Origin of the sequence: Pseudonocardia alni (assembly GCF_002813375.1) — a bacterium.
Lineage (GTDB): Bacteria > Actinomycetota > Actinomycetes > Mycobacteriales > Pseudonocardiaceae > Pseudonocardia > Pseudonocardia alni.
The window spans coordinates 813,470-839,808 of sequence record NZ_PHUJ01000003.1; the positions used below are offsets into that span (position 1 = coordinate 813,470).

Here is a 26,339-nt window from a genome sequence, read left to right on the forward strand (position 1 = left end):
CGCACGGCGCCCCCGGGCCTGCGCGGTCAGCTGCGGGGCACGTCGTCGGACCGGGGGGTCAGGCCGGAGGCAGGCACGAGGTTCCAGCGCTCGAGCGCCGCCCGGACCTGCTCGGCGGCGTCGATGTTCAGCGGGCCCGAGGTCCACAGGGCGTAGGGCAGGTTCAGGAACCGGTTCTCCCTCACCGCCGGCAGGTCGCGGGTGTCGGGACGGCTCTTCAGGATCGCGACCTTCTCGGCGAAGGTCTGCGGCGGGTAGTCGACGAACAGGAACGCGGCGGGCTGTGCCGTCGCGACCCGCTCCCACGAGACCGTGGTCCAGGTGTCGTCGACGTCGGAGAGGGCGTTGCGCGCCCCGGCCGCCTCGATGATCGCCTGCGGGGCGCCGAACCGGCCGCTGGAGAAGGGGGTGTCGGTGCCGCTGTCGAACAGGAACACCGTCGGCGGTGTCGCGGCCCTCGGTGCCTTCCCGAGCGCGTCGAGCCGGGTGTCGAGGTCGGCGACGACGCGGTCGGCGTCGGCGGTGTGCCCGGTGATGGTGCCGAGGTTCTGCAGGTCGTCGCGCAGCGCCGTCCAGGGGTCGACGATGCCGCGGGCGCTCTGCCCGTCGGCCTGGCGGCAGGACTCGGTCAGCACGTACGGGGCGATGCCCTGCTCGCGCAGCCGGGCCGGGGTGAGGTTCTTCGCCTCGCTGTAGCCGTAGTTCCAGCCGGCGACCATCACGTCGGGGCCGCGGGCCAGGACGGTCTCCAGGGTCGGGTACTCCGGCGCCGCCTGCGCCAGGCCGTCGACGGCGGCGCCGTAGTGGCGGCGCAGCGTGTCGGCGTCGCGCTGCATGTTCGACACCGCGGTGACCCGGTCCTGGGCGCCGAGCGCCAGGACCATCGAGATCATGTTGCCGTCGTTGACGAACAGGCGCTGCGCCGGCGCCGTGAACTGCGCGGGGGCACCGCAGTTCTGCACGGTGACCGTGCCGGCGGGGTCCCCGGCTGCGGTGGGTGCCGTGGCGGGCGCCGAGCAGGCGGCGAGGACGACCACCCCCGCGGCGAGGACGGCGGACAGGCGTAGCGGACGGGTCACGAGCTCTCCCTGAGCGAGTCGAACACGAGGCGGGACCGCCCGGTCACCGGATGCGTGACGCGGGCGGCGGCGACCCCGAAGACCCGAGAGACGGTGTCGGGGTCGAGGTCGGACACGGCCGGGAGCGCCCGGCCGTCGTGCAGGACGACGAGGCGGTCGCACCAGCGGTCGGCCAGGTCGAGGTCGTGCAGGCTCACCACGACGGTCCGGCGCAGCGACCGGACCAGCTCCAGCAGGCCCAGCGCGTGGCGGACGTCGAGGTGGTTGGTGGGCTCGTCGAGCACCAGGACACCGGCGTCCTGGGCGAGGCCGCGGGCGAGCAGCACCCGGCGCCGTTCACCGCCGGAGAGCCGGTCGACCGGGCGGTCGGCGAGACCGTCGAGCTCGACCACGGCCAGCGCCGCGGTGACCGCGGCCCGCTCGACCGCGTCGCCGCCCGCCCACGGCGGCCGGTGCGGCACCAGGCCGAGCGCGACGACCTCCCCGGCGCACCGGTCGGGGGGCAGGTCCTCCTCCTGGCCGACGAACGCGATCCGCCGGGCCCGCTGCCGGGCCCGCAGCGCGGTCAGCGGTGTGCCGTCGAGCAGTACGCGCCCCGCGGCGGGCCCGCGGATCCCCGCGAGGGCGCGTAGCAGTGTGGACTTGCCGCTGCCGTTGGGCCCGACGACGCCGAGCACCTCCCCCGGCTCGACGGCGAGGTCGACCCCGGTCAGGACGGTGCGGCCGCCGAGCACGCAGGTGAGCCCCTCCGCACGCAGGCTCACGCCGGGCTCCCGGCGGTCCGGTAGCGGCGGCGTCCCATCAGGATCAGGAACACCGGGGCGCCGATCAGCCCGGTGACCACGCTCAGCGGCATCTCGGTGGGCCGCACCGCGATCCGGGCGGTGACGTCGACGACGAGCAGGAACAGCGCGCCGCCCAGCGCGGTCACCGGCAGCAGCACCCGGTGCCGGGACCCGACGAGCAGCCGGGCCAGGTGCGGCACGACCAGGCCGACGAAGCCGATCGCCCCGGACACCGCGACGAGCACGCCGACCGCGACCGCGCACACGGTGAACAGCGCGGCCCGGGCGGCGGTCACCGGCACGCCGAGTGCGGCCGCGGTGTCGGGCCCGGCGGTGAGCGCGTCGAGCCAGCCGCTGAACGCCCCGAGCAGCACCAGCAGGAGCGCCACGGTCACCGCGGGCACCGCGACCCGGTCCCACTGCGCCCCGGACAGGCTCCCCAGCAGCCAGAACAGCACGGACTGGGCGGCGGCCGGGTCGCCGGAGCGGAAGACCAGGTAGCTCGCCGTCGCCGAGAACGCCGAGCCGAGCACGGTGCCGGTGAGGATCAGCCGGATCGGGGTGATCCCGCCCTGGGCGACGGCGATCGCCCCGACGAGCGCCCCGGCCGCGAGGGCCCCGAGGAGCGCGCCGGTGAACAGCGCCCAGGTGCCGAGCGCACCCAGCACCCCGGTGGTGATGACGGCCGTGGCGCCCACGCTCGCGCCGGAGGACACCCCGAGCAGGTAGGGGTCGGCGAGCGGGTTGCGCACGAGGGTCTGCACCCCGGCGCCGGCGAGCGCGAGGCCCGCGCCGACGATCGCGGCGAGCAGCGAGCGCGGCATCCGCAGGTCCCGGACGATCGTCGAGACGGGGCCGGGCCGGTCGTGCAGCACCGCGTCGACGACCTTCGCGACGGGGAGGACCTCGGCGCCGAACGCGAGCGAGCCCACGAGCGCGACCGCCAGCAGTACGGCGAGTGCCGCGGTCACGGTCGCGGACCGCACCGCCCGTCGCTCGAACATCTGCACAGTTCATCATGTGATGGCTGGAGATGGGATGCGGGAAGGATCACCGCGCGGGATGCAGCCGTACCGGTAACGCGGCGAGCCGCGCCCCGACCGGCCCGCCCGGGTGCACCTCGAGGAGCCCGGACACCGGACCGGCGGGACGAGCGTCGGGGAACCTGTCCCGCAGCACCTCCAGCACGGTGCGGAGCTCGAGGCGGGCCAGGTGCGCACCGGCGCAGAAGTGCGGGCCGTGCCCGAAGGTCAGCGGGTGCCCGACCGGGCCGGCGTCGATCCCCCGGATGTCGACCAGCACCGGCGCCCCGGCGGGCAGCGCCTCGCCCGCGAGGTCGACGGCGGCCCGGGCGAAGCGCCACAGCGAGAACGGAGCGGGCGGATGGACCCGCAGCACCTCGGCGACCAGCGCGTCGAGCTCCTCGGCGGTGCGGCCGGCGAGCCCGGAGTCCAGGGCGTGGGCGACGACGTACCCGAGCGCGGCGTCGGTGGTGAGCTGCCCGGCGAACACCAGCCCGAAGACGAGGTAGCCGACCTGGGCGTCGGTGAGGTCGGGCAGCGCCGCGCGCAGCCCGGCCGCGACACCGTCGCCGGTCCCGTCGGTGACCGTGGCCGTGCCGATCGCCTGCAGCCGTCCGAACGCCGCTCCCGCCACCGACGGGTCGGGACTCCACATCGCCCTGCAGGCGGCGACGGCGTCGTCGAGGAGCCCGGGTGGGGCGCCCACGATCTCGAGCACGACGGCCAGCGGGTAGCGGGTGGTGAAGTCCTCGGTCAGGTCGACCTCACCGGGGCCGAGGCCCTCGAGGAGGGCGGAGGCGAGGGCGCGGGCGCGCCCGGCGTGCCGGGCGAGCGCGCGGGCGGACAGCAGCGGTGCGTGCGCGCGACGCAGCCGGGCGTGCCCGGGACCGTCGGCGGTGGTGAGCGACAGCCGCTCTGCGGCCGACGGTTCGAGGTCGGTGACCTCGGGCGGGGCGAGCGCGGGGTCCTTGGCGAACCGAGGGTCGGTGAGCACCCGGCGCGCGAGTGCCTCCTCGGTGACCACCCACACCGCGGGTCCGCCGGGCAGCGCCGTGCGCACGACCGGCCCTCCGGTCACGACGGCGTCCGGTTCGGACAGAAGGCGGGTGCGGGCGGTGAACGGGCACGTCATGGGACGAGCGTGCCCGTCGACGCGGACACCTCGGGTCCTCAGTCGAGCAGCACCGTGCGCAGGTCGAGGCGGCGCAGGACCCGGTCGACGGCGTGCGGGTCGACACCGGGCTCACGACGCGCGGCCAGTACCTCGGTCCGGGCGGCGGCCAGCGCCGAGGCCTGGGCCTCGGCGACGGCGGTGCGGGCCTTCTTCACCGCCGCGATCCGGGACCGCTCCTCCTCCGAGGGCGTCTCCCCCGACAGCACGCGCTCCAGCCGCTCGACCCGCTCCCGCATCGCGGTGCCGACCTCCTCGGGCAGGCCCCGCACCGTGCGTTCGAACTCCAGGGTCGCGACGGCGGCCCGGCGCGCCCGCAGCACGATCGCGCGTTCGGCACGCTCCTCGGCGTCGGCCTCGTCGTCGATGTCGAGGGCGCGGACCAGCGTGCCGAGGGTGAAACCGGGCACGAGCAGCGTCACGAACAGCACCGACACGGCGATGAGGACGAGCTGGTCGCGGGCGGGGAACGGCGCCCCGGACGCGGTCTGCAGCGGCAGCGACAGCGCGAGGGCGAGCGTGGCGAGGCCGCGCATGCCGCACCAGGACAGCAGCACCGCCTCGCGTCCGGTGAGCGGAGCGGCGCCGGCCGCGGCGGCGTCGTCGGCGCTGCGGGACAGCAGCCGCCAGGCGACGACCATCCACAGCACCCGCACCGCGACGACGACCACGCACACGACCGCCGCATGCGCGAGCATCGTCGGCAGCTCGTCGCCCGCGGCGAGCACGACCTGGCGCAGGTCGAGTCCGATCAGGCCGAACGCGAGCCCCGTGACCAGCAGCTCGACGACGTTCCACAGCGAGGACTGGGTGAGCCGCTCGGCGGCCTCGTCGGCGTCGGCCCCGGCGCGCAGCTGCAGCGCGAGGACGACGACGGCGATCACCCCGGACGCGCCGAGCTCGTCGGCGGCCAGGTAGGTCGCGAACGGCAGGACCAGGGTGAGCGCGCTGCGTCCGGTGGCGTCGGTGAGCCTGCCGAGCACCCGGCGCGCCAGCCAGGCCACACCCAGTCCGATGAGGACCGCGCCGGCGGCACCGAGCACGAACCGCAGGCCCAGCCCGAGCGGGCTCAGTTCGTCGCCGGAGACGGTCGCCAGCACCGCGGCCTGGAACACGACCAGCGCGGTGGCGTCGTTGAACAGGCCCTCGCTCTGCAGCACCGCCACCACCCGGCGCGGGATCGGGACCTGCCCGGCGACGGCCTCGACGGCGACCGGGTCCGGTGGGGCGACCATCGCCCCGAGCGCGACGGCGGCGGTGAGCGCGAGCCCCGGCACGAGCAGCCAGACCGTCCCGGCGACCGCGGTGGCGGTGACCAGCACCAGGCCGACGGCGAGCAGCGCGATCGTCCGCCTGCGCGCCCGGAACAGCGCCCACGACGTGCGCTGCGCCGTGGCGAACAGCAGCGGCGGCAGGAACAGCGGCAGGATCAGCTCGGGGTCGATGACGAACGCGTCGGGCAGTCCGGGCAGCAGCGCGACGACCACGCCGAGGACCACCATCAGCGCGGGCCAGGGCAGCCGGAGCCGGTCCCCCACCCCGACCAGGACGACCGCGGCCACCATCAGCCCGACGAGCACGAGCAGCATCTCCACGGACCGACACCCTGCCCTCCCCGCGGCCGGACGGCAGCCGACGCGCCGTGCCAGGATCACGGCGAGACCCACCGCCACCGATCCGAGGAGGTCCGCCCCGTGCCCCGCAACCCCTACGACGAGCTGCCCCCGGTCCCGTCGTTCACCCTGACCAGCACCGACGTGAACGACGGCGCCGCGCTCGCCACCCCCCAGCTGTCCGGTATCTTCGGCGCGGGCGGCGAGGACGTCTCGCCGCAGCTGTCCTGGTCCGGCGCGCCGGAGGGGACGCAGTCCTACGCCGTCACCTGCTACGACCCGGACGCCCCGACCGTCGCCGGGTTCTGGCACTGGGCGGTGTTCGACGTGCCGGCCTCGGTGACCTCGCTGCCGTCCGGCGCCGGTGACGACAGCGGGTCCGGCCTCCCCGAGGGCGCGGTCCAGCTGCCCAACGACGCGAGCCTGGCCCGCTACCTGGGCGCCGCGCCGCCGCCCGGGCACGGCCCGCACCGGTACTACTTCGTGGTGCACGCGGTCGACGTGCCCACGCTGGACGTGCCCGCCACCGCGACGCCCACCTTCCTGGCGTTCACCCTGTTCGGCCACACCGTCGGCCGCGCCGTCCTGGTCGGGACGCACGCGAACCTGAGCTGAGGCCGCCGGCGTGGACACGGACGCGGAGCTGGACCGGCTGTACCGGGTCCCGCCGGAGGACTTCGTCGCCGCACGCGACGACGCCGCCGCCCGTGCCCGCGCCGACGCGGACACCGACGCGGCCCGGGAGATCGCCGCCGCCCGGCGGCCGACGCGGGCCGCGTGGCTGGCGAACCTGCTGGTCGACGACGCCCGCGACGAGGTCGAGGGGCTCCTGGCGTTGGCCCCGGTGCTGGCCCACGCCCAGCGTTCCCTCGACGGCGCGGCCCTGCGGGAGGTGTCCGCGCAGCGCAACCGGCTGGTCGGGGCGCTGGCCCGCCGGGCGGCGGCCCTCGGTCGCGCCGCGGGGGCCCGGGTGGGCTCCGGTGTGGAGCGCGACGTGCGGTGGGTGCTGGAGTCGGCGCTGGCCGACCCGGACCTGGCCGACCGGGTCCGGTCGGGGCGGCTGGAGCGCTACGAGCGGCACAGCGGCTTCGGGCCGCTCGGGGAGGCGGGGTCCGGGGCGGCGGGCTCCACGGCGAACGCGGACGCTCCGCGTCGCGCCCGGTCCCCGCAGCCGGACGGGGGCGGCGAGCGCCGTCACGGCGACGGGGAGCTCGCCGGGCGACGGCGCGACGCCCGCCGGCGGGAGGCCGAGCACCGCGCCGCGCAGGAGCGGGAGCGACGCGAGGCCGAACAGCACGCACGGGCGCTCGCCGAGGCGGAGAAGGCCGTCGAGACCGCCCGGCTGGCCGCCCACGACGCCGGCCGGGAACGCGACGACGCCCGCGACCGCGCGGACCGGGCCGACGGGCGTCGCGACGACGCGCACCGCCGGGTGGACGAGCTGACCGCCGAACTGGACCGCGCCCGCGCCGCCGCCGAGGACGCCGACCGTGCCCGCGACGAGGCCGACCGCGCCGCCCGGGACGCCGCGGGGCGGGCCGAGCGGGCCGAGGAGGACCTGGCCCGGTCCGAGGAGGCGCTGGACGGGCTGCGGTCGGACTGAGCCCCCTCCGCTGCGACGCCCCGCACCCGCCCGCCGGCCCGTGGCATCCTGACCCGGATCCGAGAACGAGGAGCCCCCGTGTCCGACGATCCCCGCCGTCACATCCGTGCCCCGCGGCAGATCAAGCACCTGAACGACGACCTGCTCGCCCGGCGCGACCGTGGCGAGCTGCCGTTCGAGCTGCCCGTCCTGACCGTCCCCGGCCGGCGCAGCGGGACACCCCGGCACACGCCGCTGACGGTGTACGCGACCGGCGGGAAGCGGTTCGTCGTCGGCGGGTTCCCGGGCGCGGACTGGATCGTCAACGTCCGGGCCGCGGGCGGGCGGGCCACGCTGAGCACGGGACCCGACGCCGACCCGGAGCCCGTCGTGCTGGTGGAGGTGCCGCCGGAGCAGGCGCGCCCGGTGCTGGAGGCGTGGCCGCAGGTCACCCCGGAGGGCGTCGGGATCATGGTGGAGAACGGGGTCGTCGCCGAGCCGACGCCCGAGGCGCTGGGAGCACTGACCGGCATCTGCCCGGTGTTCCGCATCGACCCGGCCCGGTAGCCGTACGACGCCGGCGGCCGCGCGTGGCACGGTGACCGCTATGGACATCGGCATCGTCTTCCGGCCCGAGCTGCCCCCCGAGGAGCTGCCGGGTGTGGCCCGTGACGTCGAGGCCGCGGGGCTGGACCAGCTGTGGCTGTGGGAGGACTGCTTCCTGCACGGCGGGACCGCCACCGCGGCCGTCGCGCTGGCCCACACCGACGCCCTCACCGTCGGGGTCGGGCTGTTCCCGGTGCCGCTGCGGAACCCGGCGGTCGTCGCCATGGAGACCGCCTCGCTCGCCCGGCTGTTCCCGGGCCGCTACCTGCCGGTCCTCGGGCACGGCGTGCTCGACTGGATGGGCCAGGTCGGCAACCGGGTCGCCTCGCCGCTGACCCTGCTCGCCGAGCACACGACCGCGGTACGGGACCTGCTCGCCGGTCGCGAGGTCACCCGCTCCGGGCGCTACGTCTCCCTGGACCGGGTGCGGCTCGACCACCCGCCGACGACCGTCCCACCGGTGCTGGTCGGCGGGCGCGGGCCGCGCACCCTGCGGCTGGCCGGGGACCTCGCCGACGGGGTCCTGCTCGACTCGGGCCTGTCCCCCGCCGACGTCCGGTCCTCGCTCGACGCGTGCGGCCCGGGCGGCGCCGCGGACGGGTTCCGGCGCATCGGCTACGTCGCACTGCCGGAGCACCGGGCCGACGTGGAGGCGGTCGTCCGGAGCCACGCCGCGGCCGGGCCGGACACCGTCGTCCTGGTCCCGCCGGCCGGCGCCCCGGACCCGCGTCCCTGGCTGGAGGCCGTCTCCGCGGCCCGCAGGACGCTCACGCCGGAGCGGTGAACCCCGAGCGCAGCTCCCGCTTGCGGATCTTCCCGGTCGCCGTCCTGGGCAGCGGCTCGTCGGTCCACCGCACGTGCGCGGGCGCGGCGAACTCCCCCACCCGCGCGGCGACGGCGGCGCGGACGGCGTCGTCGTCGCGGGCCGCTCCGGGGCGGGCCCGGACCAGTGCGGCGACCTCCTCGCCCAGGCGCGGGTGCGGCACGCCGAGCACCGCCACCTCCAGCACCCCGTCGACGGTGTGGATCGCCGCCTCCACCTGCGCGGAGTACACGTTCTCCCCACCGCGCAGCACGACATCCTTCAACCGGTCCACGACGTACACCCAGCCGTCGGTCACGTGCCCCAGGTCGCCGGTGCGGAACCAGCCGTCGACGAACGCCTCGGCGTCGGCGTCGGGCCGGTTCCAGTAGCCGCGGACCACGTTCGGGCCGCGGAACCACAGCTCGCCGACCTCGCCGTCGCGCAGCGCCTCCCCGTCCGGGCCGGCGACCCGCAGCCGGGCCCCCGGCGCGGGCCGGCCGACCGAGTCGGGACGGGCCCGGTACTCGGACCCGGTGTTCGCGCAGATCGCCGAGGTCGTCTCGGTCAGGCCGTAGCCGTTCGCGGCCCCGGCGCCGAGGTCGCGCCCGATCCGCGCGACGAGCTCGGGCGGCACGGGTGCCCCGCCCATCCCGACCGTCCGCAACGACGCGAGGTCGGCGGGGTCGGCGCCGTCGAGCAGCTCCGCCGTCGTCGACGGGACACCGTTGGAACGGGTCAGCCGCTCGGACCGGACGACGGCCCGCGCCGCGGCCGGGTCCCAGCGGTGCAGGGTCGCGAGCTTCGCCCCGCCGAGCACGGCGCCGACGAGTCCGTTGATGCCGGCGATGTGGAACATCGGGTACATCAGCAGCGTCCCCTGCTGCCCCGGCGGCGGTCCCACCCCGGAGTCGAGCGCGGTGGCGCGGGCCTGCAGCGCGACGTTGAGCAGGTTCGTCACGTGGTTGCGGTGGGTGCCGACCGCGCCCTTCGGTCGGCCGGTGGTGCCGGAGGTGTAGAGGATCGTCGCGTCGTCGTCCGGGCCGGGCGCGGCGACCCCGACCGGGTCACCGGGGCCGTCGGTGCGCAGCCCGAGGTCCTCCCACCCGGTCACCGGACCGGGCGCGGGCGCGCCGCCCCCGCGGACCCGGACGACCGGCACCCCGGTGCCGCTCCCACCGCACAGGGCGGCGCACCGTTCCGGGTCGGCCACGACCAGCCCGGCACCGGAGTCGGCCACCGCCCACGCCAGCTCGGGTGCGCTCCACCAGGCGTTCAGCGGGACGACGACCAGCCCCGCGACCTGGGCGGCGAAGAAGACCACCGGCCACTCCGGCAGGTTCCGCATCGCGATCGCGACCCGGTCGCCGGGGCGCAGCCCGAACCGTCCGGTGAGCACGCAGGCCAGGTCGGCGACCAGGCTCCGGTGCTCGCCGTAGGTGCGACGCTCGCCGTGGTGGACGGTGAACGTGCGCTCCGGCCACGCCGCCGTCGCCGCCCACAGCTCGGCCAGGGTGTGCGGGCCACGCCGGTAGACCCGCATCGCGGCGCCGCGCACGTCGGCGTCGACCAGCTCGAACTCCCCGCCGGGAGCGGTCAGTGCGGCGATCACCGGGCCGAGCCCGGTGGTCGCGGCGGTGTCGTCTCTCGGGGTGTCTCGCATCGGCGCACCTCCTCGTGCCCGTCCGTCCTACCCCGGCGGGGTCCGGAGGGGAAGCCGTGGTCGTTCGCTCTCGACAACGATCGTGTCCCGACTCACCGCGCACCAGTACGCCTGTCCCATTTAGGCTCGGGTCGTGATCACACGGTGAGCCCCCGCCCGTCGCTGTCCGGATGGTGGCGCTGGCTGCTGCTCGCCGCGCTGACCGTGCTCGTGACCGCCGGGCTCGCCGCGGTCGACGTGCCCTCCCCCGCCCTGTTCGCCGGGCTGCTGGTCGCGACCGTCCTCGCCCTGACCGGGCTCGGCCCCGCCCGGGTCGCCCGCCCGGCGACGTCGGGTGCGCAGGCGGTCATCGGCGTCGTCATCGGCCTGCTCGCCCGCCCGGACACCCTGGCCGCGGTGGCAGCCGAGTGGCTGCCGGTCCTGCTGATCAGCCTCGCGACGCTGCTGGTCAGCATGGGATCCGGACTCCTCATGGGTCTGCAGCGCGGGGTCACCCCGCTCACCGGGATGCTCGCGCAGACCGCGGGCGGCGCGTCCGGGCTCGTCGCGATCAGCCGCGAGCTGGGTGGCGACGAGCGCACCGTCGCCGTCATCCAGTACCTGCGGGTCGGGCTGGTCACCGCGACGATGCCGGTGGTCGCCGCGGTCGTCTACGGCGCCTCCCCCGGCGCACCCGCCGCCGCGACCACCGGCCCCGGCGCGCCGTGGTGGGTCGGGCTCGCGGTGACCGCGCTGTGCGTGGGCGTCGGCGTCCCGCTCGGGAAGCTCGCCCGGGTCCCCGCCGGTGCGCTGCTCGGACCGATGGTGGTGGCGCTGGTCATCAGCCTGGCCGGGTTCTCCTTCGCCGCGTCGGTGCCGCTGCCGCTCGTCGACGTCGCCTACGCCGTCATCGGCTGGCAGGCCGGGCTGCGCTTCACCCGGGCCGCGCTCGGCACCGTCGCGCGGGTGCTGCCGCTGGCGACCGCGCTGATCCTGGGCGTCGTCGCGCTCTGCGCCGGACTGGGGCTGCTGCTGTCGCACTTCACCGGCATGACCCCGCTGGAGGGCTACCTCGCGACCACCCCGGGCGGGGTGTACGCGGTGCTGGCGACGGCGATCTCCTCCGGCGTGGACGTCACCTCGGTGGTCGCGGTGCAGGTGCTGCGGGTGATCCTGATGCTGCTGGTCGCGCCGTGGATCGCGCGGCTGGTCGGCCGGCGGCTCGGCCCGGGCGGCGTGGCCTGAGGCCCGCTCAGCGGACCCGCGTGACCCTCCCCGGCGGCGGCGCCGGGACCGCACCGGGGTGCAGCAGGGCGGCGATCGCCTCGACCCCGTCGACCAGGCGCGGACCGGCCCGCACCACGAACGACGCCGAGTCGATCGCGTGCACCGGGACCCCGGCGGGCAGCCACGGCAGCGCCGCGCGGGCCTGGGCGAGCGCGTCGTCGAGGCCGAAGCCGCACGGCGCGACCAGCACGGCGTCGCACGGGGGCAGGTCGGCCGGGTCGACGGCGGTGCTGCGCCCGCCCGGGGCGGCCGCCACCGGGACGCCACCTGCCGCGGTGACCAGGTCGGGCACCCAGTGCCCGGGCAGGAACGGCGGGTCGGTCCACTCCAGCACCAGCACCCGCGGCGCCGGGCGGCCCCGCACGGCGGCGGCGACGGCGTCGAGGCGCGCCGACAGGCCCGCGACCAGCGCGGCGGCCCGGTCCGGCACCCCGGCCGCGGCGCCGACCGCGGTCACCGCGTCGAGCACGTCGGCCAGCCGGTGCGGGTCCAGCGACAGCACCCGGGCCCGGGTCCCCAGCTCCTCCTGCACCTGCGCGACGGTCGAGCCGGGCAGCGCGCACACCGCGCACAGGTCCTGGGTGAGGATCAGCTCCGGGTCGGCGGCGCCGAGCCGGGCGCGGTGGACCTCGTACAGCGGCAGCCCGGCCGCGGCCCGCTCGCGGACGACGGCGTCGATCTCCCCCGGCGACGCGGCGGGCGGCAGCGCGGAGCCGACGACCACCGGCACCCGGTCCCGGACGCCCACCGGGTCGTCGCACTCGAAGGTGACGCCGACCAGGTCGGCGGCCAGGCCGAGCCGCCCGGCGATCTCGGTCCCGGCAGGGAGCAACGACGCGATCCGCACACCGCGGAACGGTAGGCGGTGGCGTGGGCCGCGGCGAGGAGGAAGGATCGCGGCATGACCGTGCACGAGCGCGCCGGGACCCCGGCCCGCCCCGAGGACCTCGTCGACGTCGACGCGCTGCTGGCCGCGTACGCCGCGACCCACCCCGACCCGTCGGTCGACGTGCAACGGGTCGCGTTCGGCACGTCGGGGCACCGCGGGTCGGCGTTCACCGCCACCTTCAACGACGACCACATCGCCGCCACCAGCCAGGCGATCGTCGAGTACCGGGCCGCGCAGGGCACCGACGGCCCGCTGTTCCTCGGGCGCGACAGCCACGCACTGTCCGAGCCGGCCTGGCGCACCGCGGCCGAGGTGTTCGCCGCCAACGGCGTCGACGTCGTCGTCGACTCCCGGGACGGGCTGACCCCGACCCCGGCGATCTCGCACGCGATCCTCGTGACCAACGCCGGTCGCGACGTCCGGCACCTCGCCGACGGCGTGGTCGTCACCCCGTCGCACAACCCGCCCGCCGACGGTGGCTTCAAGTACAACCCGCCGGACGGCGGCCCCGCCGGCACCGAGGCGACGTCCTGGATCGCCGACCGGGCCAACCAGCTGCTCGAGAGCGGCCTGTCCGAGGTGCGTCGCGCCCGGTTCGACGCCGCCGCCGCGCACCGCTACGACTACCTCGGCACCTACGTCGACCAGCTCGACCAGGTGCTCGACATGGCCGCGGTCCGCGACGCCGGCGTCACCATCGGCGCGGACCCGCTCGGCGGTGCCTCGGTCGACTACTGGGGCGTGATCGCGCAGCGCTGGGGCCTGGACCTGACCGTGGTGAACCCCGACGTCGACCCGGCCTTCGGGTTCATGACCCTGGACTGGGACGGGAAGATCCGGATGGACTGCAGCTCGCCGTACGCGATGGCGTCGCTGCGGGCCCGGATGGAGGCCGACCCGGCCCCCTTCACCATCGCCACCGGCAACGACGCCGACGCCGACCGGCACGGCATCGTCACCGCCGACGGCGGCCTGATGAACCCGAACCACTACCTCGCCGTCGCGATCGGCTACCTGTTCGCCCACCGCCCCGGCTGGCCGGCGGCCGCCGGGATCGGCAAGACCGCGGTCAGCTCGTCGATGATCGACCGGGTCGCCGGTGACCTCGGCCGCAGGCTGGTCGAGGTGCCCGTCGGGTTCAAGTGGTTCGTTCCCGGCCTGCGCTCGGGGGAGATCGGCTTCGGCGGCGAGGAGAGCGCGGGCGCGTCGTTCCTGCGCCGCGACGGCTCGCCCTGGAGCACCGACAAGGACGGCCTGCTGCTCGCCCTGCTGGCCTCGGAGATCACCGCGGTCACCGGGTCGACCCCCAGCGAGCACTACGCCCGGCTCACCGAGCGGTTCGGCGCCCCCGCCTACGCCCGCACCGACGTCGCGTGCTCCCGGGAGGACAAGGCGGCGCTGTCGAAGCTGGACGCCGACGCCGTCACCGCCACCGAGCTCGCCGGGGACGCGATCACCGCGAAGCTCACCCGCGCCCCGGGCAACGACGCCGCGATCGGCGGACTGAAGGTCGTCACCGACGCCGGGTGGTTCGCCGCCCGCCCCTCGGGCACCGAGGACGTGTACAAGGTCTACGCCGAGAGCTTCCGCGGGCCGGAGCACCTGACGCGCGTCCAGGACGAGGCGCGCGGCGTGGTCGCGGCGGCCCTGGAAGGATCGGGGGCGTGAGCAGCACGCACGCACTCGGGTTCGGTATCGACATCGGCGGCTCCGGCATCAAGGGCGCCCCGGTGGACCTGCACAAGGGCCGGCTGGCCGCGGACCGGGTGCGGATCCCGACGCCGCAGCCGTCCACACCGGAGGCGGTCGCCGAGACCGTCACGCAGATCCTCGACGAGTTCGACTGGCGGGACTCCTTCGGCTGCACGTTCCCGGCCGTCGTCCAGCACGGAGTGACCCGCACCGCGGCCAACGTGGACCGGGCCTGGATCGACTGCGACGCCGCCGCGGTCCTGCGCCGGGTCACCGGCCGGGACGCGCTGCTGGTCAACGACGCCGACGCCGCCGGCGTCGCCGAGGCCGAGTTCGGCGCGGCCGCCGACCGTCACCACGGGCTCGTGCTCGTCGTGACCCTCGGGACCGGCATCGGGTCGGCGCTGGTCAACCACGGGAAGCTGGTGCCCAACACCGAGTTCGGGCACCTGGAGATCGACGGGTTCGACGCCGAGTCACGCGCCGCGGACTCCGCCCGCGAGCGCGAGGACCTGGACTGGGAGGAGTGGGGCGGGCGGCTGCAGCGCTACTTCACCCACGTCGAGAACCTGCTGTGGCCGGACCTGATCGTGGTCGGCGGCGGGGTGAGCAAGAAGTTCGAGAAGTGGTCGCCCTACGTGCGGACCCGCACAAAGCTCGTCCCGGCCGGGCTGCTCAACGAGGCCGGGATCATCGGGGCAGCGCTGCTGGCGCACGGCTGACCGGGTCCCCCGGCGCCGGCGCGGCGGCCGCTCCGGTTCCCGCGCCTTCTCCTGTGACACGCGTCCTCCGTCCGGGCTTGCATCATGCAATAGTTTGCGGTGCTCACGAATGTACGAGCACACTGCAGTGACTGCACGACTGCACTCCCCGCACGTTCCGAGGGTGCGAGCCGCGCCGGGACCAGCGGGAGAGGTGGGACGGGCATGATCGGCGAGATGCTGACCGACCAGGAGGCGCACTGCCACGGGCTGCGGGAGCGCAAGAAGGTGCGGACCCGCCAGGCGCTGCGCGCCGCGGCCCTGGAACGCGCGCGCACCCAGGGCCCGGACGCGTTCACCGTCGAGGAGATCTGCGCCGACGTCGACGTCGCGCCGCGCACGTTCTTCAACCACTTCCCGTCGAAGGACGCGGTGCTGTTCGACTGGGACACCGCCTCCCTCGACGAGCTCGCCGCCGAGGTCCGCGCCCGGACCGAGGTCTCCCCGCTCGGGGCGGCGACGGCGGTGCTCGCCGAGGTCACCGTGGCGCTGACGACCAGCCCGACCTGGCACGGGCAGATGGAGCTGCTGCGCGCCCACCCCGAGCTGCACCCGCGGATCGCTCACGTCGGGCGGACCGTGGAGCAGACCGTCGCGCAGGCGCTCGCCGAGCGCGACGGCGCCGACACCCCCGCGAGGAACCACCGGCTCGCCGCGGCCGGTGCGATGGCGGTGATGCAGGTCGCCGTCGCCGGCTGGCTGGCCGACCCGGCGGGCCCGCCGGCCCGCCGGGTCTACGGCGACGTGCTGGCGGCCGCCCGGGAGGCCTTCGCGGCCCTGCCGGACTGAGCGCGCCCGGACTCAGGTGAGCGGCGGACCGTAGGTCAGCCGGACCACGCCGTTCTCGTAGGCCTCGGACTCGCGCAGCCGCAGCGGCACCCGCGCGCCCTCGGCGAACAGCCGCAGCCCGGCCCCGAGCGACACCGGGTAGACGAACAGGTTGAGCGTGTCGACCAGGCCGTCGGCGAGCAGCGCACGGACCAGGGTGACGCTGCCGGAGACGTAGATGCCGCCGTCGGTCGCGTCCTTGAGCTGCCGGATCCGCGCCGGGGCGTACGGGCCGAGCACCCGGGAGTTCTCCCACTCCAACGGGTCGGCCAGGGTGGACGTGACGACGTGCTTGGGCGCGCCGTTGAAGAACGCGCCGCCGGACTCGACGTCGTGCCCGCGGGCCGACCATGCCGGGTGGAACATCTCGTAGGTGTTCCGACCGAGCAGGATCGCCGCGTCGGTCAGCCGGCCGATCGCCTCCCCCATCGCGTCGGTGAAGCCGTACTCCGCCGTCCAGGACGGGTCGGAGACGACCCCGTCGAGGCTGATGAACTCGTGCACGTCGATCGTGCCCACTGTGGTCTCCCGGGGTCGAGGCGAGGGGTCATCGGCTACGACCGCAGACGCGTGGGGAACTCATCGGTTCCCCTTCCGGTCATGCGAGGTCGGCGACGGTCGCCGCGGCGCCGCGGGACCACAGCGACTCCAGCGCCGACCGGAACGCTCCGGCGAACCGCTCGTCGGAGCGTAGGTCGCCGAACACCCCGCGGTGGGACAGGAACGACCCCGGGGTGTCCCGCTCGGCCCGCGCGAGCGCGGTCATCTCCTCCGCCAGGCGGTCCTGCTGGGGGATCTCCCGCCCCTGCTCGTCGGCGCCCTCGGCGTAGCGGCACCATCCGGCGACGACGGCCGCGGCCCGCTCGACCGGCCCGCCCGCGGCGAGCTGCTCGCGCACCACCGGCAGCAGGAAGATCGAGATCCGGTCGGAGCTGCCGTAGTTGATCCGCATCAGGGTGTCGGCGACGCCCGGGTTCGCGAAGCGCTCCAGCAGGGTGTCCTTGTACGCGTCGAGGTCGATGCCGGGCACCGGGCGCAGCGTCGGTGTGGCCTCGTCGTCCATGTAGCCGCGCAGGAACGCCGCGAACGTCGGGTCCTGGGCGACCTCGTGCACGTAGCGGTGCCCGGCGAGGTAGCCGAGGTAGCCCAGCGCCTGGTGGGTGGCGTTGAGCAGGCGCAGCTTCATGAACTCGTAGGGGACGACGTCGTCGACGACCTGGACCCCGACCCGCTCGAACTCCGGTCGGCCCGCGGCGAAGTGGTCCTCGAGCACCCACTGGGTGAACGGCTCGCACACGACCGGCCAGCCGTCGCGCAGCCCGAAGCGCCCGGCGAGGGCCTCGCGGTCGGTGTCGGCGGTGGCCGGGGTGATCCGGTCGACCATCGAGTTCGGGAAGGTGACCGACTCCGCGACCCAGGCGCCCAGGTCGGCGTCACGGAGCTGGGCCACGCCGGTGAACACCCGGCGGGCGACGTCGCCGTTGCCCTGCATGTTGTCGCAGCTCATGACCGTGAGCGGGCCGGTGCCGCGCTCCCGGCGGCGCGCCAGCGCCTCGACGACCAGCCCGAACGCCCCGGTCGGGGCGGAGCCGGCGGCCATCGCGTCGAGGTCGGCGCGGATGCCGGGGAAGTCCGGGTCGAACTCGCCGGTCTTCTGGTCGATCGCGTAGCCGCCCTCGGTGATGGTCAGCGAGACGATCCGGGTGTCGGGGTGCGCGATCCGCTCGATGACGGCCTCGGGGTCGTCGGGGGCGTAGAGGTAGTCGACGAGCGACCCGACGACCCGGGGCGTCAGCGTCCCGTCGGCCTCCTTGAGCACGAGCGTGTACAGCCCGTCCTGGGCGGCGAGCACGTCGCGCATCCGGTCGTCGGCGGCGAGCACACCGACCCCGCAGATCCCCCACCCCGGTGCCCCGCCCGAGGCGAGCAGCGCGTCGACGTACATCGCGAGGTGCGCGCGGTGGAAACCGCCGACGCCGATGTGGACGATCCCGCGGCCCACGGCGGCCCGGTCGTAGCCGGGGACCTCCACGCCCTCGATCCCGTCGGTCCAGATCCCGGTCTCGTCCAGCGAACGCATGGTCCCCCTCGCCACGTCCCCGGCGCCCCTCCGCGCCGTCGGGTGAGAGGCCGACCCTACCGCCCACGCCGTCCGACGCAAGCGCTTCCGAGAGCAGCTCCCGCGAACTGGTCGACGCACCGGAAACCTCCGGGAAACACCTCGTGTGCTCGAACGATCCGATTTGATGCTTGCGCTCATCGCAAGTCTCGGCCTACGGTCGCCCGGTGACCGACCCCTGTACCCCCCGGACCGCCGAGGACGCGGTGGCCGGGCGGGTGCGCGCCCTGCTGCAGCGGGACGGCTGGACCCAGCGCCGGTTCGCCGCCGCGGTCGGGCTGGAGGAGACCAAGCTGTCCAAGTCGCTCGCCGGGCGCCGCCGTTTCGCCGCCGACGAACTCGTCCGCATCGCCGACGTCACCGGCGAGACCGTGGCCCGGCTGCTGCACGGCCGCGACGGCGCGCGCGCCCGGACCGCGGTCCCCACCGGGGCCGCCGCCGCGGCCGCCGAGCCCGACCCCGGCCGCGAGCCCGGCGGGACCCACGGCACCCGCGGCCGGATCCTCGACGCGGCCTGGGAACTGATCGCCGACCACGGATACCACCGGGTCCGCACCGCCGACGTCGCGCGGGCGGCGGGCACCAGCCCGGCGGCGATCCACTACCACTTCCCCACCCGTTCGGAGCTGCTCGACTCCGCGCTGCGGCACAACGTGCGCCTCGCCTTCGACCGTCAGGTCGCCGAGCTCGACACGATCGCCGACCCGCACGACCGGCTGCTGCGGCTGATCGACCTCCAGCTCCCCGACGGCGCGCTGCTGGAGCGCGAGTGGTCGATCTGGATCCAGGTGTGGGCGGAGTCGGCGATCGACCCGGCGCGGCGCGATCTGTACTGGGACGCCTACGACCGCTGGTTCCGCACCGTCGCCATGACCCTCACCGAGGGCGCCGCCGCCGGGGTCTTCGTCCCCGACGCCGGTGACGCCGCCCGGCAGCTCACCGCGCTGGTCGACGGCCTGGGCATCCAGGTCATGGCGCGTACCCCCGGCACCTCCGCCGCGCAGATGCGCGCGGACCTCGCCGCCTTCATCGATCGGGCCGTGCTCGCGGCACCGGCACGCACGGAGCGAACGGAGAACGGATGAACCGTGACGTCATCATCACCTGCGCGGTGACCGGGGCCGGGGACACGGTGGGCCGCAGCCCGCACGTGCCCGTCACCCCGGCCCAGATCGCCTCGGACGCGATCGCCGCGGCCCGGGCCGGCGCCGCCGTGGTGCACATCCACGTGCGGGACCCGGAGACCGGCAGCCCGTCGCGGGCGGTGGAGCTCTACCGCGAGACCGTGACCCTGATCCGGGACTCGGGCGTCGACGTCGTGCTGAACCTGACCGCGGGTATGGGCGGTGACCTGGTGATCGACGCCGAGGACCCGCTGAAGCCGATCGACGGCACCGATTTGGTCAACGCCCTGGAGCGGCTCCCGCACGTCGAGGAGCTGCTGCCCGACATCTGCACGCTGGACTGCGGCTCGCTCAACTTCGGCGAGGGCAACCAGCTCTACATCTCCACCCCGGACATGCTGCGCACCGGCGCCAGGCGGGTCCAGGAGCTCGGTGTGAAGCCCGAGCTGGAGATCTTCGACACCGGCCAGCTGTGGTTCGCCACCGTGCTGGTCGACGAAGGCCTCATCGACGCCCCGTCGCTGTTCCAGCTGTGCATGGGCATCCCCTACGGCGCCCCGGCCGACCCGGGCGTGCTGGCCGCGGAGGTGAACCTGCTCCCCGAGGGCGCGAACTTCGCGTCGTTCGCGATCGGGCGCGACCAGCTGCCGTGGGTGGCCCAGTCGGTGCTGGCCGGCGGGCACGCCCGCGTCGGGCTGGAGGACAACCTCTACCTCTCGCGCGGGGTGAAGGCGACCAACGAGCAGCTGACCGAGCGGGCGGTGGAGATCGTGCAGAACCTCGGTGCCTCGGTGGCGACGCCGGACCGCGCCCGGGAGATCCTCGGCCTGAAGGAGCGCACCGGTGCCTGAGCCGCGTCCCGTCACGGAGATCCGGACCGTCGCCTGCATCGGCGCCGGGGTGATCGGCGCCGGCTGGGCGGCGTACTTCCTGGCCCGCGGGCTGCGGGTCCGGGCCTGGGACCCCGCCCCGGACGCCGGGGAGAAGCTGCGCCGGGTGGTCGACGCCGCCTGGCCCGCGCTCACCGAACTGGGCCTGGCGAAGGGCGCCGACCGGGACGCGTTGTCGGTGCACCCGACCGCGGCCGAGGCCGTCGCGGGAGCGGACTTCGTGCAGGAGAGCGCCCCGGAGGACCTGGAGCTCAAGCGCGCCCTGCTGGCCGAGCTGGCCGACGCCGCCGTGGCGGCCGGGCCGGACGTGGTGGTGGCGTCGTCGACCTCGGGGTTCCCGATGACCGACATGGCGACCACCGCGGCCGAGCCGGGCCGGCTCGTCGTCGGGCACCCGTTCAATCCGCCGTACCTGATCCCGCTGGTCGAGGTCGTCGGCGGCGAGAGGACCGAGGCCTGGGCGGCGTCGCGGGCCGCGGACTTCTACCGGCACATCGGCAAGTCGGTGATCGAGATGGAGCGGGAGCTGCCGGGCTTCATCGCGAACCGGCTGCAGGAGGCGATCTGGCGCGAGGCGCTGCACATGGTCGCCGCCGGCGAGGCCACCCCCGAGGAGATCGACCGCTCGATCACCGACGGCCCGGGGCTGCGCTGGCCGGTGCACGGTCCCTGCCTGACCTTCCACCTGGCCGGCGGCCAGGGCGGGATGGCGCACATGCTGGACCACTTCGGACCGTCGCTGAAGGCGCCGTGGACGCGTCTGGAGGCCCCGGAGCTGACTCCGCAGCTGCGCGACGACATGGTCGCCGGCGCCGAGGTCTCCGCCGGTGGGCGGCCGATGGCGGAGCTGGTCGCCGAGCGCGACCGGGCCGTGATCGCGGTCCGCCGGGCGGTCGCCGCGGCCCGGGGGACCGCCCGGTGAGCGCGCCGCCGGTGCACCACGACGTCGTCCGTCCCGAGTGGATCGACTACAACGGCCACTTGTCCGAGCCGTACTACGTGCTCGTGTTCGGCGACGCCACGACCGCGCTGATGGACCGGACCGGGATGGACGCCGGGTACCGCGCGGCCACCGGCCGCTCGCTGTACACCGTCGAGGCGCACGTCCGGTACCTGCGCGAGATCGGCCCGGACGCGGCGCTGGAGGTGCGGACCCGGGTCCTCGGCCGGGACGCGAAGCGGCTGCGCCTGTGGCACGAGCTGTACGTCGACGGCCGCCTGCGGGCGACCGAGGAGCTGATGTGCCTGCACGTCGGCCCGGACGGTGCCGAGCCGTTCCCCGACGACGTCGCCGCGGCCCTCGACGCCCTCCACGTGCCCGGCGAGCCCGAGCACGCGGGCCGGTCCATCGCCGCCGTCGGCCGGGGGGAGGTGCGGCGCCCCTCGACGTGATGTGCCCGAGACCGCGGCCCCGGCGCGACCGGGGCCCTCTGCGAGGAGACACGTTCATGATCAGCCCGACACCGGCGCGCGGCGGGTTCTCCCGCCGCCGCCTGCTGGGTGGAGCGGCCGGCCTCGCCGCGGCGGCCGTCCTGGCCGGCTGCGGCGGGCCGGCCACGGCCCGTGAGGCCGGAGCCCCCCGCCGCGGCGGGGTCCTGCGGGTGGGGGTGACCGGCGGCGGATCGTCGGACTCCCTCGACCCGCACAGCCCCGCCACCAACCCGGACATCGCCCGCGTCGTCAGCCTCTACGAGCCCCTCGTGCGCTGGGACGACGACTACACGCTGCAGCCCGCCGTCGCCGCGTCCGTCCGCCCCGACCCCGGCGCCCGCAGCTGGACCGCGACCATCCGGCCCGGCATCACCTTCCACGACGGGCGCCCGGTGACCCCCGACGACGTCGTCGCGACCTTCCGGCGGATCACCGACCCGGCCGACCCCAAGTCCGGCGCCGCGCAGCTGGAGACGCTCACCGACGTCGTCGTGGTCGGCGACGACCGGGTCCGGTTCGTGCTCAGCGAGCCCGGGCCGGTGTTCGACCAGTACCTGGCCGAGTACAGCTGCGGGATCGTCCCGGCCGACTTCTCCGTCGACCGTCCGGTGGGTACGGGTGCGTTCCGGTTCGAGTCCTTCTCCCCCGGGCAGCAGAGCGCCTTCGTCCGCCACGACGGGTACTGGCGTCCGGACCAGCCCTGGGTCGACCGACTGGAGCTGATCAACTTCAGCGAGGAGGACGCCCGGATCAACGCGCTGCTGTCCGGGCAGGTCGACGCGATCGACCAGGTACCGCTGTCGCTCACCCAGGTGGTCGGCGCCTACGACTCGATCTCCCTGCTCACCGCCGAGACCGGCAGCTGGCTGCCGTTCACGATGCGGGTCGACGTCGAACCGTTCGACGACGTCCGGGTCCGGCAGGCGCTGCGCCTGGCCACCGGCCGCGGCGAGATGGTCGCCCAGGTGCTCTCCGGCCAGGGCGTCGCCGCGGGCGACCTCTACGGCCGCTTCGACCCCGACTACCTGGACCCGCGCCGGGAGCAGGACCTGGAGCGGGCGCGCGACCTGCTGGCCGCCGCCGGGAAGCCGAACCTGTCCCTGGAGCTCGTGACCTCACCGATCCAGGCGGGCTCGGTGGAGTCGGCGCAGGTGCTGGTCACCCAGGCCCGCGCCGCCGGCATCGACATCGGGCTGCGCCGGGTGGACACCTCCACCTTCTTCTCCGACCAGTACCTGCAGTGGGAGTTCGCGCAGAGCTTCTGGAACACCCGCAACTACCTGCCGCAGGCCGGGTCGTCGTCGCTCCCGGACTCGCCGTTCAACGAGACGCACTGGAACGACGCCGAGTACATCCGGATCGTCCGCCGGGCCCGCGCCGAGGTGGACACGGCCCGGCGCGGCGAGCTGGTCCGCCAGGCCCAGCGCATCGAGTACGACCGCGGCGGCTACCTCATCTGGGGCTTCCCGAACCGGGTGGACGCCCACCAGACCTACGTCGGCGGGCTCGCGCCCAGCCGCACCGGGCTGTCGCTGTCCGGCTACGAGTTCCGGAAGGCATGGGTCGGCGCATGAGCCTCGTGACGAGAATGATCCTCCGGCGGCTGCTGGTGAGCGTCCTGGTCCTGTTCGTGGTGTCGCTGCTGGTCTTCGCGGCGACGCTGCTGCTGCCCGGCGACCCGGCGCGCGCCATCCTCGGCCAGCAGGCCACCCCGGAACGGGTCGCGGCGCTGACCCAGCAGCTGGGCCTGGACCGGCCGGTCTGGGAGCGCTACCTCGGCTGGCTGGGCGGCGTCCTCACCGGCGACCTCGGCTACTCCGCGGCCACCCAGGGACCGGTCACCGAGCTGCTCGGCGGCCGGATCGCGGCGTCCGGGGTGCTGCTCGTGCTGACCGCGCTCGTCGCCACCCCGGTCGCGCTGGCGCTGGGCGCCTGGGCCGCGGTCCGCCGCGGCACCCGCACCGACTCGGCGCTGTCGGGCACCAGCCTGGTGCTGGCCGCCCTGCCCGAGTTCGTCATCGGCGTGCTGCTCGTCGTGCTGTTCGCGACCTCGGTGCTGCAGGTCCTGCCGTCGGTCACGATCGCCCGCCCCGGCGAGCCCGTGTGGGCCCGCCCCGGGCAGCTCGTGCTGCCGGTGCTGACCCTGGCGCTGGTCGTGATCCCCTACGTCGTCCGGATGACCCGGGCGACGCTGTCGGAGACCTTCGACACCGGGTTCGTCGAGATGGCCCGGCTCAAGGGGCTGCCCGAGCGCACGGTGCTGCTGCGCCACGCCGTCCCGCACACGATCGGGCCGGTCGCGCAGGTGCTGGCACTGCAGCTGGCGTGGCTGGCCGGCGGCGTCGTGGTCGTCGAGTTCCTGTTCCGCTACCCCGGCATCGGGCAGGCGCTGATCGACGCCGTCAACAACCGCGACGTGCAGGTGGTCCAGGCGATCTCGATGCTGATCGCCGCGTTCTACGTCGTGGTCAACCTGGCCGCCGACGTCGCCGGGATCCTGGCCGACCCGCGGATCCGTACCGCCGGAGGTATCCGATGAGCGTCACCAGTCCCCCCGTCACCTCCGGCGCCGCGTCCGCACCGGCCGGACTCGTCCGGCGCACCTTCCGGCGCCGCCAGGCCCGGATCGGCGCAGCGCTGACCCTGGTCGTCGTCGCCGTCGCCCTGCTCGGGCCGACGCTCGGCCCTCTGCTGACCGGCTTCGGCGTCGACGACTTCGCCGGCCGCCCGTTCAGCTCGGACGGGGTTCTCGGCACCGACGACCTCGGGCGCGACGTGGTCGCCCGCTTCCTCGCGGGTGGTGGGCCGGTCCTGCTCTACGCGCTCGCCGCGACCGCGCTGGGCCTGGTCGGCGGTGCGGTCGCCGGCATGCTGGCCGGATACTCCGGCGGCCGGCTCGACACCCTGATCATGCGGGGCGGCGACGTGCTGCTGTCGTTCCCGCAGCTGGTGCTGGCGCTGCTCGCGGTGGCCGTGCTCGGCTCGTCCGGCTGGCTGCTGGTGCTGGTCATCGGGATCTCGCACATCCCCCGGGTGGCCCGGGTCGCGCGGCAGGCCACGCTGTCGGTCGCCGGGCAGGACTACGTGCTGGCCGCCCGGATGTACGGCGTCCCGCGCCGCCGGATCCTCGGCACCGAGATCCTGCCGAACATCACCGGCCCGCTGATGGTGGAGCTGGGCCTGCGGTTGACCTACTCGATCGGCTACATCGCCTCGCTGTCGTTCCTCGGTCTCGGCGTGCAGCCGCCGGCCGCGGACTGGGGTCTGCAGATCAATGAGAACCGGATCGCGCTGATCGTCGCCCCCTGGGGCGTCCTGCTGCCGGTGCTGGCCATCGCGGTCCTCACCGTCGGCACCAACATGATCACCGACGCCCTCGCCAAGGAGTCGGCCGACACCACCGGGGAGGGCGCATGACCGCCACCGCGACACCCACGATCGGCTGCACGGGCCTGCGCGTGTCCACCACCGGCGGGCGGGAGGTGCTGCACGGTGTCGACTACGCGGTCGCCCCGGGTGAGATCCTCGCGCTGGTCGGCGAGTCCGGCTCCGGGAAGACGACGGCGGCACTGGCCGCGCTCGGCCACTTCCGGACCGGGCTCGCGCACACCGGCGGCACGATGGCGTTCCACGGCCACACCGAGACCCACGACGACCTGCTCACCCTCGACCAGGTCACGCTGCGCGGGGTCCGCGGCCGGCTGGTCAGCTACGTGCCGCAGGACCCGGCGCTGTCGCTGAACCCGTTGCTGCGGGTCGGCACCCAGGTCGCCGAGGTGCTGGAGGCGCACTCCTGGGACGGTGACGTCACCGTCCGGGTCCGGGAGGTCCTCGCCGAGGTCGGCCTGCCCGACGACGACGCGTTCCTGGCCCGCTACCCGCACCAGCTCTCGGGCGGGCAGCAACAGCGGGTCGGGATCGCGGCCGCGTTCGCGAACCGGCCCGACGTCGTCGTGCTCGACGAGCCGACGACCGGGCTCGACGTCACCACCCAGGACCTCGTCCTGGACACCGTGCGGGAGCTGGTGACCCGCTCGGCGACGGCGGCGCTCTACATCACCCACGACCTCGCCGTCGTCGCCGGGCTGGCGGACCGGGTGGCGGTCATGCAGTCCGGGGAGGTCGTCGAGACCGGGCCGGTGGCCCGGGTGCTCACCGCACCCGAGCACCCGTACACGCGGGGCCTGATCGCCGCGGTGCCCGACCTGGACCGGCGTGTCGAGCGGGCACCGGTCCCGAGCGGCGACGCGGCCGGCGAGCCGGTGCTGCGGGTGTCCGGCGCCGGGAAGCGCTTCGGCGCGACCACCGTCCTCGACGGGGTGGACCTGGAACTGTGGCCGGGCGAGTGCCTGATGCTGCTGGGCGAGTCCGGCTCGGGGAAGACCACGCTGGCCCGCGGGCTGTCCGGGCTGCTGCCGCTGGACTCGGGGACGCTGACGCTCAAGGGCGAGGAGCTGGCCACCCCGCGGTCCCACGCCCAGCTGCGCAGCGTGCAGTACGTGTTCCAGAGCCCGTTCGCGTCGCTGAACCCGCGCCGGACCCTGGCCGGGTCGCTGGAGGTTCCGCTGCGCCACCTCACCGACGCCGACGCCGGCACCCGCCGGGCCCGGGTCCTGGACATGCTGCGCCAGGTACGGCTCGACGAGTCGTTCGCGGCGCGCTACCCGGGGTCGCTCTCGGGCGGCGAGCGACAGCGTGCGGCCATCGCGCGGGCCCTGGTCACCGCACCGGACGTGCTGGTGTGCGACGAGGTCACCTCGGCGCTGGACGTGTCGGTGCAGGCCGCGATCCTGGACCTGCTCGCCCTGGTCCGCCGCGAGCTGGGCACGGCGATGGTGTTCGTGACCCACAACATCGCCCTGGCCCGCGAGGTGGCCGACCGGATCGCGGTGCTGCAGGGCGGCCGGATCGTCGAGCAGGGCACCGTCGAGGAGGTCCTGTCGAACCCCGCGAACGACTACACCCGCGAGCTGCTGGCGCACACGCCGTCGATGGCGGCGGTCCGATGAGCGGAGG

At 75.3% G+C, this 26,339-nt stretch carries 25 protein-coding genes; 16 read left to right on the forward strand and 9 right to left on the reverse strand.

The features are described from left to right. Window positions 1-26: 26 nt before the first annotated feature. Genes ATL51_RS04950 through ATL51_RS04970 form a run of 5 tightly spaced genes read right to left on the reverse strand, consistent with a single transcriptional unit; the run spans window position 27 to window position 5,646 of the window. On the reverse strand, window positions 27-1,079 hold the full coding sequence (locus ATL51_RS04950) for an ABC transporter substrate-binding protein (protein ID WP_100877805.1): 1,053 nt from the start codon (window positions 1,077-1,079) through the stop codon (window positions 27-29). Continuing rightward, a complete protein-coding gene (locus tag ATL51_RS04955; protein WP_100877806.1) occupies window positions 1,076-1,843 on the reverse strand; it encodes an ABC transporter ATP-binding protein in 768 nt (255 codons plus the stop codon). The genes ATL51_RS04950 and ATL51_RS04955 overlap by 4 nt, the downstream gene beginning before the upstream one ends. Next, on the reverse strand, window positions 1,840-2,868 hold the full coding sequence (locus ATL51_RS04960) for a FecCD family ABC transporter permease (protein ID WP_073574934.1): 1,029 nt from the start codon (window positions 2,866-2,868) through the stop codon (window positions 1,840-1,842). The genes ATL51_RS04955 and ATL51_RS04960 overlap by 4 nt, the downstream gene beginning before the upstream one ends. A gap of 46 nt (window positions 2,869-2,914) precedes the next feature. Beyond that, on the reverse strand, window positions 2,915-4,018 hold the full coding sequence (locus tag ATL51_RS04965) for a cytochrome P450 family protein (RefSeq protein ID WP_100877807.1): 1,104 nt from the start codon (window positions 4,016-4,018) through the stop codon (window positions 2,915-2,917). Window positions 4,019-4,056: 38 nt separating this feature from the next. Further along, window positions 4,057-5,646, reverse strand: a complete 1,590-nt coding sequence (locus ATL51_RS04970; RefSeq protein WP_202417909.1) for a Na+/H+ antiporter — start codon at window positions 5,644-5,646, stop codon at window positions 4,057-4,059. Window positions 5,647-5,751: 105 nt separating this feature from the next. Here ATL51_RS04970 and ATL51_RS04975 point away from each other — a divergent pair, with 105 nt between their 5' ends. The 4 genes from ATL51_RS04975 to ATL51_RS04990 all read left to right on the forward strand — a co-directional run bounded on the left by ATL51_RS04975 (window position 5,752) and on the right by ATL51_RS04990 (window position 8,642). Then, window positions 5,752-6,285, forward strand: coding sequence for a YbhB/YbcL family Raf kinase inhibitor-like protein (locus ATL51_RS04975; RefSeq protein WP_100877808.1), 534 nt, complete (start codon window positions 5,752-5,754; stop codon window positions 6,283-6,285). Window positions 6,286-6,295: 10 nt separating this feature from the next. Next, on the forward strand, window positions 6,296-7,273 hold the full coding sequence (locus ATL51_RS04980; protein ID WP_100877809.1) for a hypothetical protein: 978 nt from the start codon (window positions 6,296-6,298) through the stop codon (window positions 7,271-7,273). Between the two features lie 78 nt (window positions 7,274-7,351). Beyond that, on the forward strand, window positions 7,352-7,819 hold the full coding sequence (locus tag ATL51_RS04985) for a nitroreductase/quinone reductase family protein (protein ID WP_208622920.1): 468 nt from the start codon (window positions 7,352-7,354) through the stop codon (window positions 7,817-7,819). Between the two features lie 40 nt (window positions 7,820-7,859). Beyond that, window positions 7,860-8,642 (forward strand): LLM class flavin-dependent oxidoreductase, encoded by a 783-nt coding sequence (locus ATL51_RS04990; protein WP_100877810.1) that lies wholly within the window; start codon window positions 7,860-7,862, stop codon window positions 8,640-8,642. Here ATL51_RS04990 and ATL51_RS04995 read toward each other — a convergent pair. Beyond that, the gene (locus tag ATL51_RS04995; protein ID WP_100877811.1) at window positions 8,626-10,323 is read right to left on the reverse strand and encodes a class I adenylate-forming enzyme family protein; all 1,698 of its coding nucleotides are present in this window, start codon (window positions 10,321-10,323) and stop codon (window positions 8,626-8,628) included. The two genes, ATL51_RS04990 and ATL51_RS04995, sit on opposite strands and share 17 nt — an antisense overlap. A 144-nt stretch (window positions 10,324-10,467) precedes the next feature. On the opposite strand from ATL51_RS04995, the gene ATL51_RS05000 reads away from it, so the two are divergent. Continuing rightward, entirely contained in the window at window positions 10,468-11,547 is a 1,080-nt protein-coding gene (locus ATL51_RS05000) for an AbrB family transcriptional regulator (protein ID WP_301548895.1), read from the forward strand. A 7-nt stretch (window positions 11,548-11,554) separates the two neighbouring features. Here the strand turns inward: ATL51_RS05000 and ATL51_RS05005 are convergent, their stop codons facing one another. Continuing rightward, window positions 11,555-12,436, reverse strand: coding sequence for an ABC transporter substrate-binding protein (locus tag ATL51_RS05005; RefSeq protein ID WP_100877812.1), 882 nt, complete (start codon window positions 12,434-12,436; stop codon window positions 11,555-11,557). Window positions 12,437-12,490: 54 nt separating this feature from the next. On the opposite strand from ATL51_RS05005, the gene pgm reads away from it, so the two are divergent. From pgm to ATL51_RS05020, 3 genes are all read left to right on the forward strand, one after another. Further along, window positions 12,491-14,146 carry a phosphoglucomutase (alpha-D-glucose-1,6-bisphosphate-dependent) gene (gene pgm, locus ATL51_RS05010; protein WP_100877813.1) on the forward strand — a complete coding sequence of 552 codons (1,656 nt, stop codon included), beginning with the start codon at window positions 12,491-12,493 and terminating at the stop codon, window positions 14,144-14,146. After that, on the forward strand, window positions 14,143-14,892 hold the full coding sequence (gene ppgK / locus ATL51_RS05015; RefSeq protein ID WP_100877814.1) for a polyphosphate--glucose phosphotransferase: 750 nt from the start codon (window positions 14,143-14,145) through the stop codon (window positions 14,890-14,892). The genes pgm and ppgK overlap by 4 nt, the downstream gene beginning before the upstream one ends. Window positions 14,893-15,096: 204 nt before the next feature. After that, window positions 15,097-15,720: a TetR/AcrR family transcriptional regulator gene (locus ATL51_RS05020; RefSeq protein WP_100877815.1), complete on the forward strand. Its 624-nt coding sequence runs from the start codon at window positions 15,097-15,099 to the stop codon at window positions 15,718-15,720. A 12-nt stretch (window positions 15,721-15,732) separates the two neighbouring features. Here ATL51_RS05020 and ATL51_RS05025 read toward each other — a convergent pair whose 3' ends face one another. Next, window positions 15,733-16,278, reverse strand: coding sequence for a dihydrofolate reductase family protein (locus ATL51_RS05025; RefSeq protein ID WP_100877816.1), 546 nt, complete (start codon window positions 16,276-16,278; stop codon window positions 15,733-15,735). 79 nt (window positions 16,279-16,357) lie between these two features. Further along, the gene (locus ATL51_RS05030; protein ID WP_100877817.1) at window positions 16,358-17,839 is read right to left on the reverse strand and encodes a mannitol dehydrogenase family protein; all 1,482 of its coding nucleotides are present in this window, start codon (window positions 17,837-17,839) and stop codon (window positions 16,358-16,360) included. A 206-nt stretch (window positions 17,840-18,045) separates the two neighbouring features. Between ATL51_RS05030 and ATL51_RS05035 the strand changes: the two genes are divergently transcribed. The 8 genes from ATL51_RS05035 to ATL51_RS05070 are packed head-to-tail and all read left to right on the forward strand — an operon-like array spanning window position 18,046 to window position 26,332. Then, window positions 18,046-18,963, forward strand: a complete 918-nt coding sequence (locus ATL51_RS05035) for a TetR/AcrR family transcriptional regulator (protein ID WP_073574947.1) — start codon at window positions 18,046-18,048, stop codon at window positions 18,961-18,963. Continuing rightward, entirely contained in the window at window positions 18,960-19,853 is an 894-nt protein-coding gene (locus ATL51_RS05040) for a BKACE family enzyme (protein ID WP_100877818.1), read from the forward strand. Before ATL51_RS05035 ends, ATL51_RS05040 begins: the two co-directional genes overlap by 4 nt. Continuing rightward, window positions 19,846-20,814 carry a 3-hydroxyacyl-CoA dehydrogenase NAD-binding domain-containing protein gene (locus ATL51_RS05045; protein WP_100877819.1) on the forward strand — a complete coding sequence of 323 codons (969 nt, stop codon included), beginning with the start codon at window positions 19,846-19,848 and terminating at the stop codon, window positions 20,812-20,814. Before ATL51_RS05040 ends, ATL51_RS05045 begins: the two co-directional genes overlap by 8 nt. After that, window positions 20,811-21,284: a thioesterase family protein gene (locus tag ATL51_RS05050; RefSeq protein WP_073574950.1), complete on the forward strand. Its 474-nt coding sequence runs from the start codon at window positions 20,811-20,813 to the stop codon at window positions 21,282-21,284. The genes ATL51_RS05045 and ATL51_RS05050 overlap by 4 nt, the downstream gene beginning before the upstream one ends. A 56-nt stretch (window positions 21,285-21,340) precedes the next feature. Continuing rightward, window positions 21,341-22,897 (forward strand): ABC transporter substrate-binding protein, encoded by a 1,557-nt coding sequence (locus ATL51_RS05055; RefSeq protein WP_100877820.1) that lies wholly within the window; start codon window positions 21,341-21,343, stop codon window positions 22,895-22,897. Between the two features lie 5 nt (window positions 22,898-22,902). After that, window positions 22,903-23,862 carry an ABC transporter permease gene (locus ATL51_RS05060; RefSeq protein WP_100880492.1) on the forward strand — a complete coding sequence of 320 codons (960 nt, stop codon included), beginning with the start codon at window positions 22,903-22,905 and terminating at the stop codon, window positions 23,860-23,862. After that, window positions 23,859-24,740, forward strand: coding sequence for an ABC transporter permease (locus ATL51_RS05065; protein ID WP_224402555.1), 882 nt, complete (start codon window positions 23,859-23,861; stop codon window positions 24,738-24,740). Before ATL51_RS05060 ends, ATL51_RS05065 begins: the two co-directional genes overlap by 4 nt. Beyond that, window positions 24,737-26,332, forward strand: a complete 1,596-nt coding sequence (locus ATL51_RS05070; protein WP_100877821.1) for an ATP-binding cassette domain-containing protein — start codon at window positions 24,737-24,739, stop codon at window positions 26,330-26,332. The genes ATL51_RS05065 and ATL51_RS05070 overlap by 4 nt, the downstream gene beginning before the upstream one ends. Window positions 26,333-26,339: the final 7 nt, after the last annotated feature.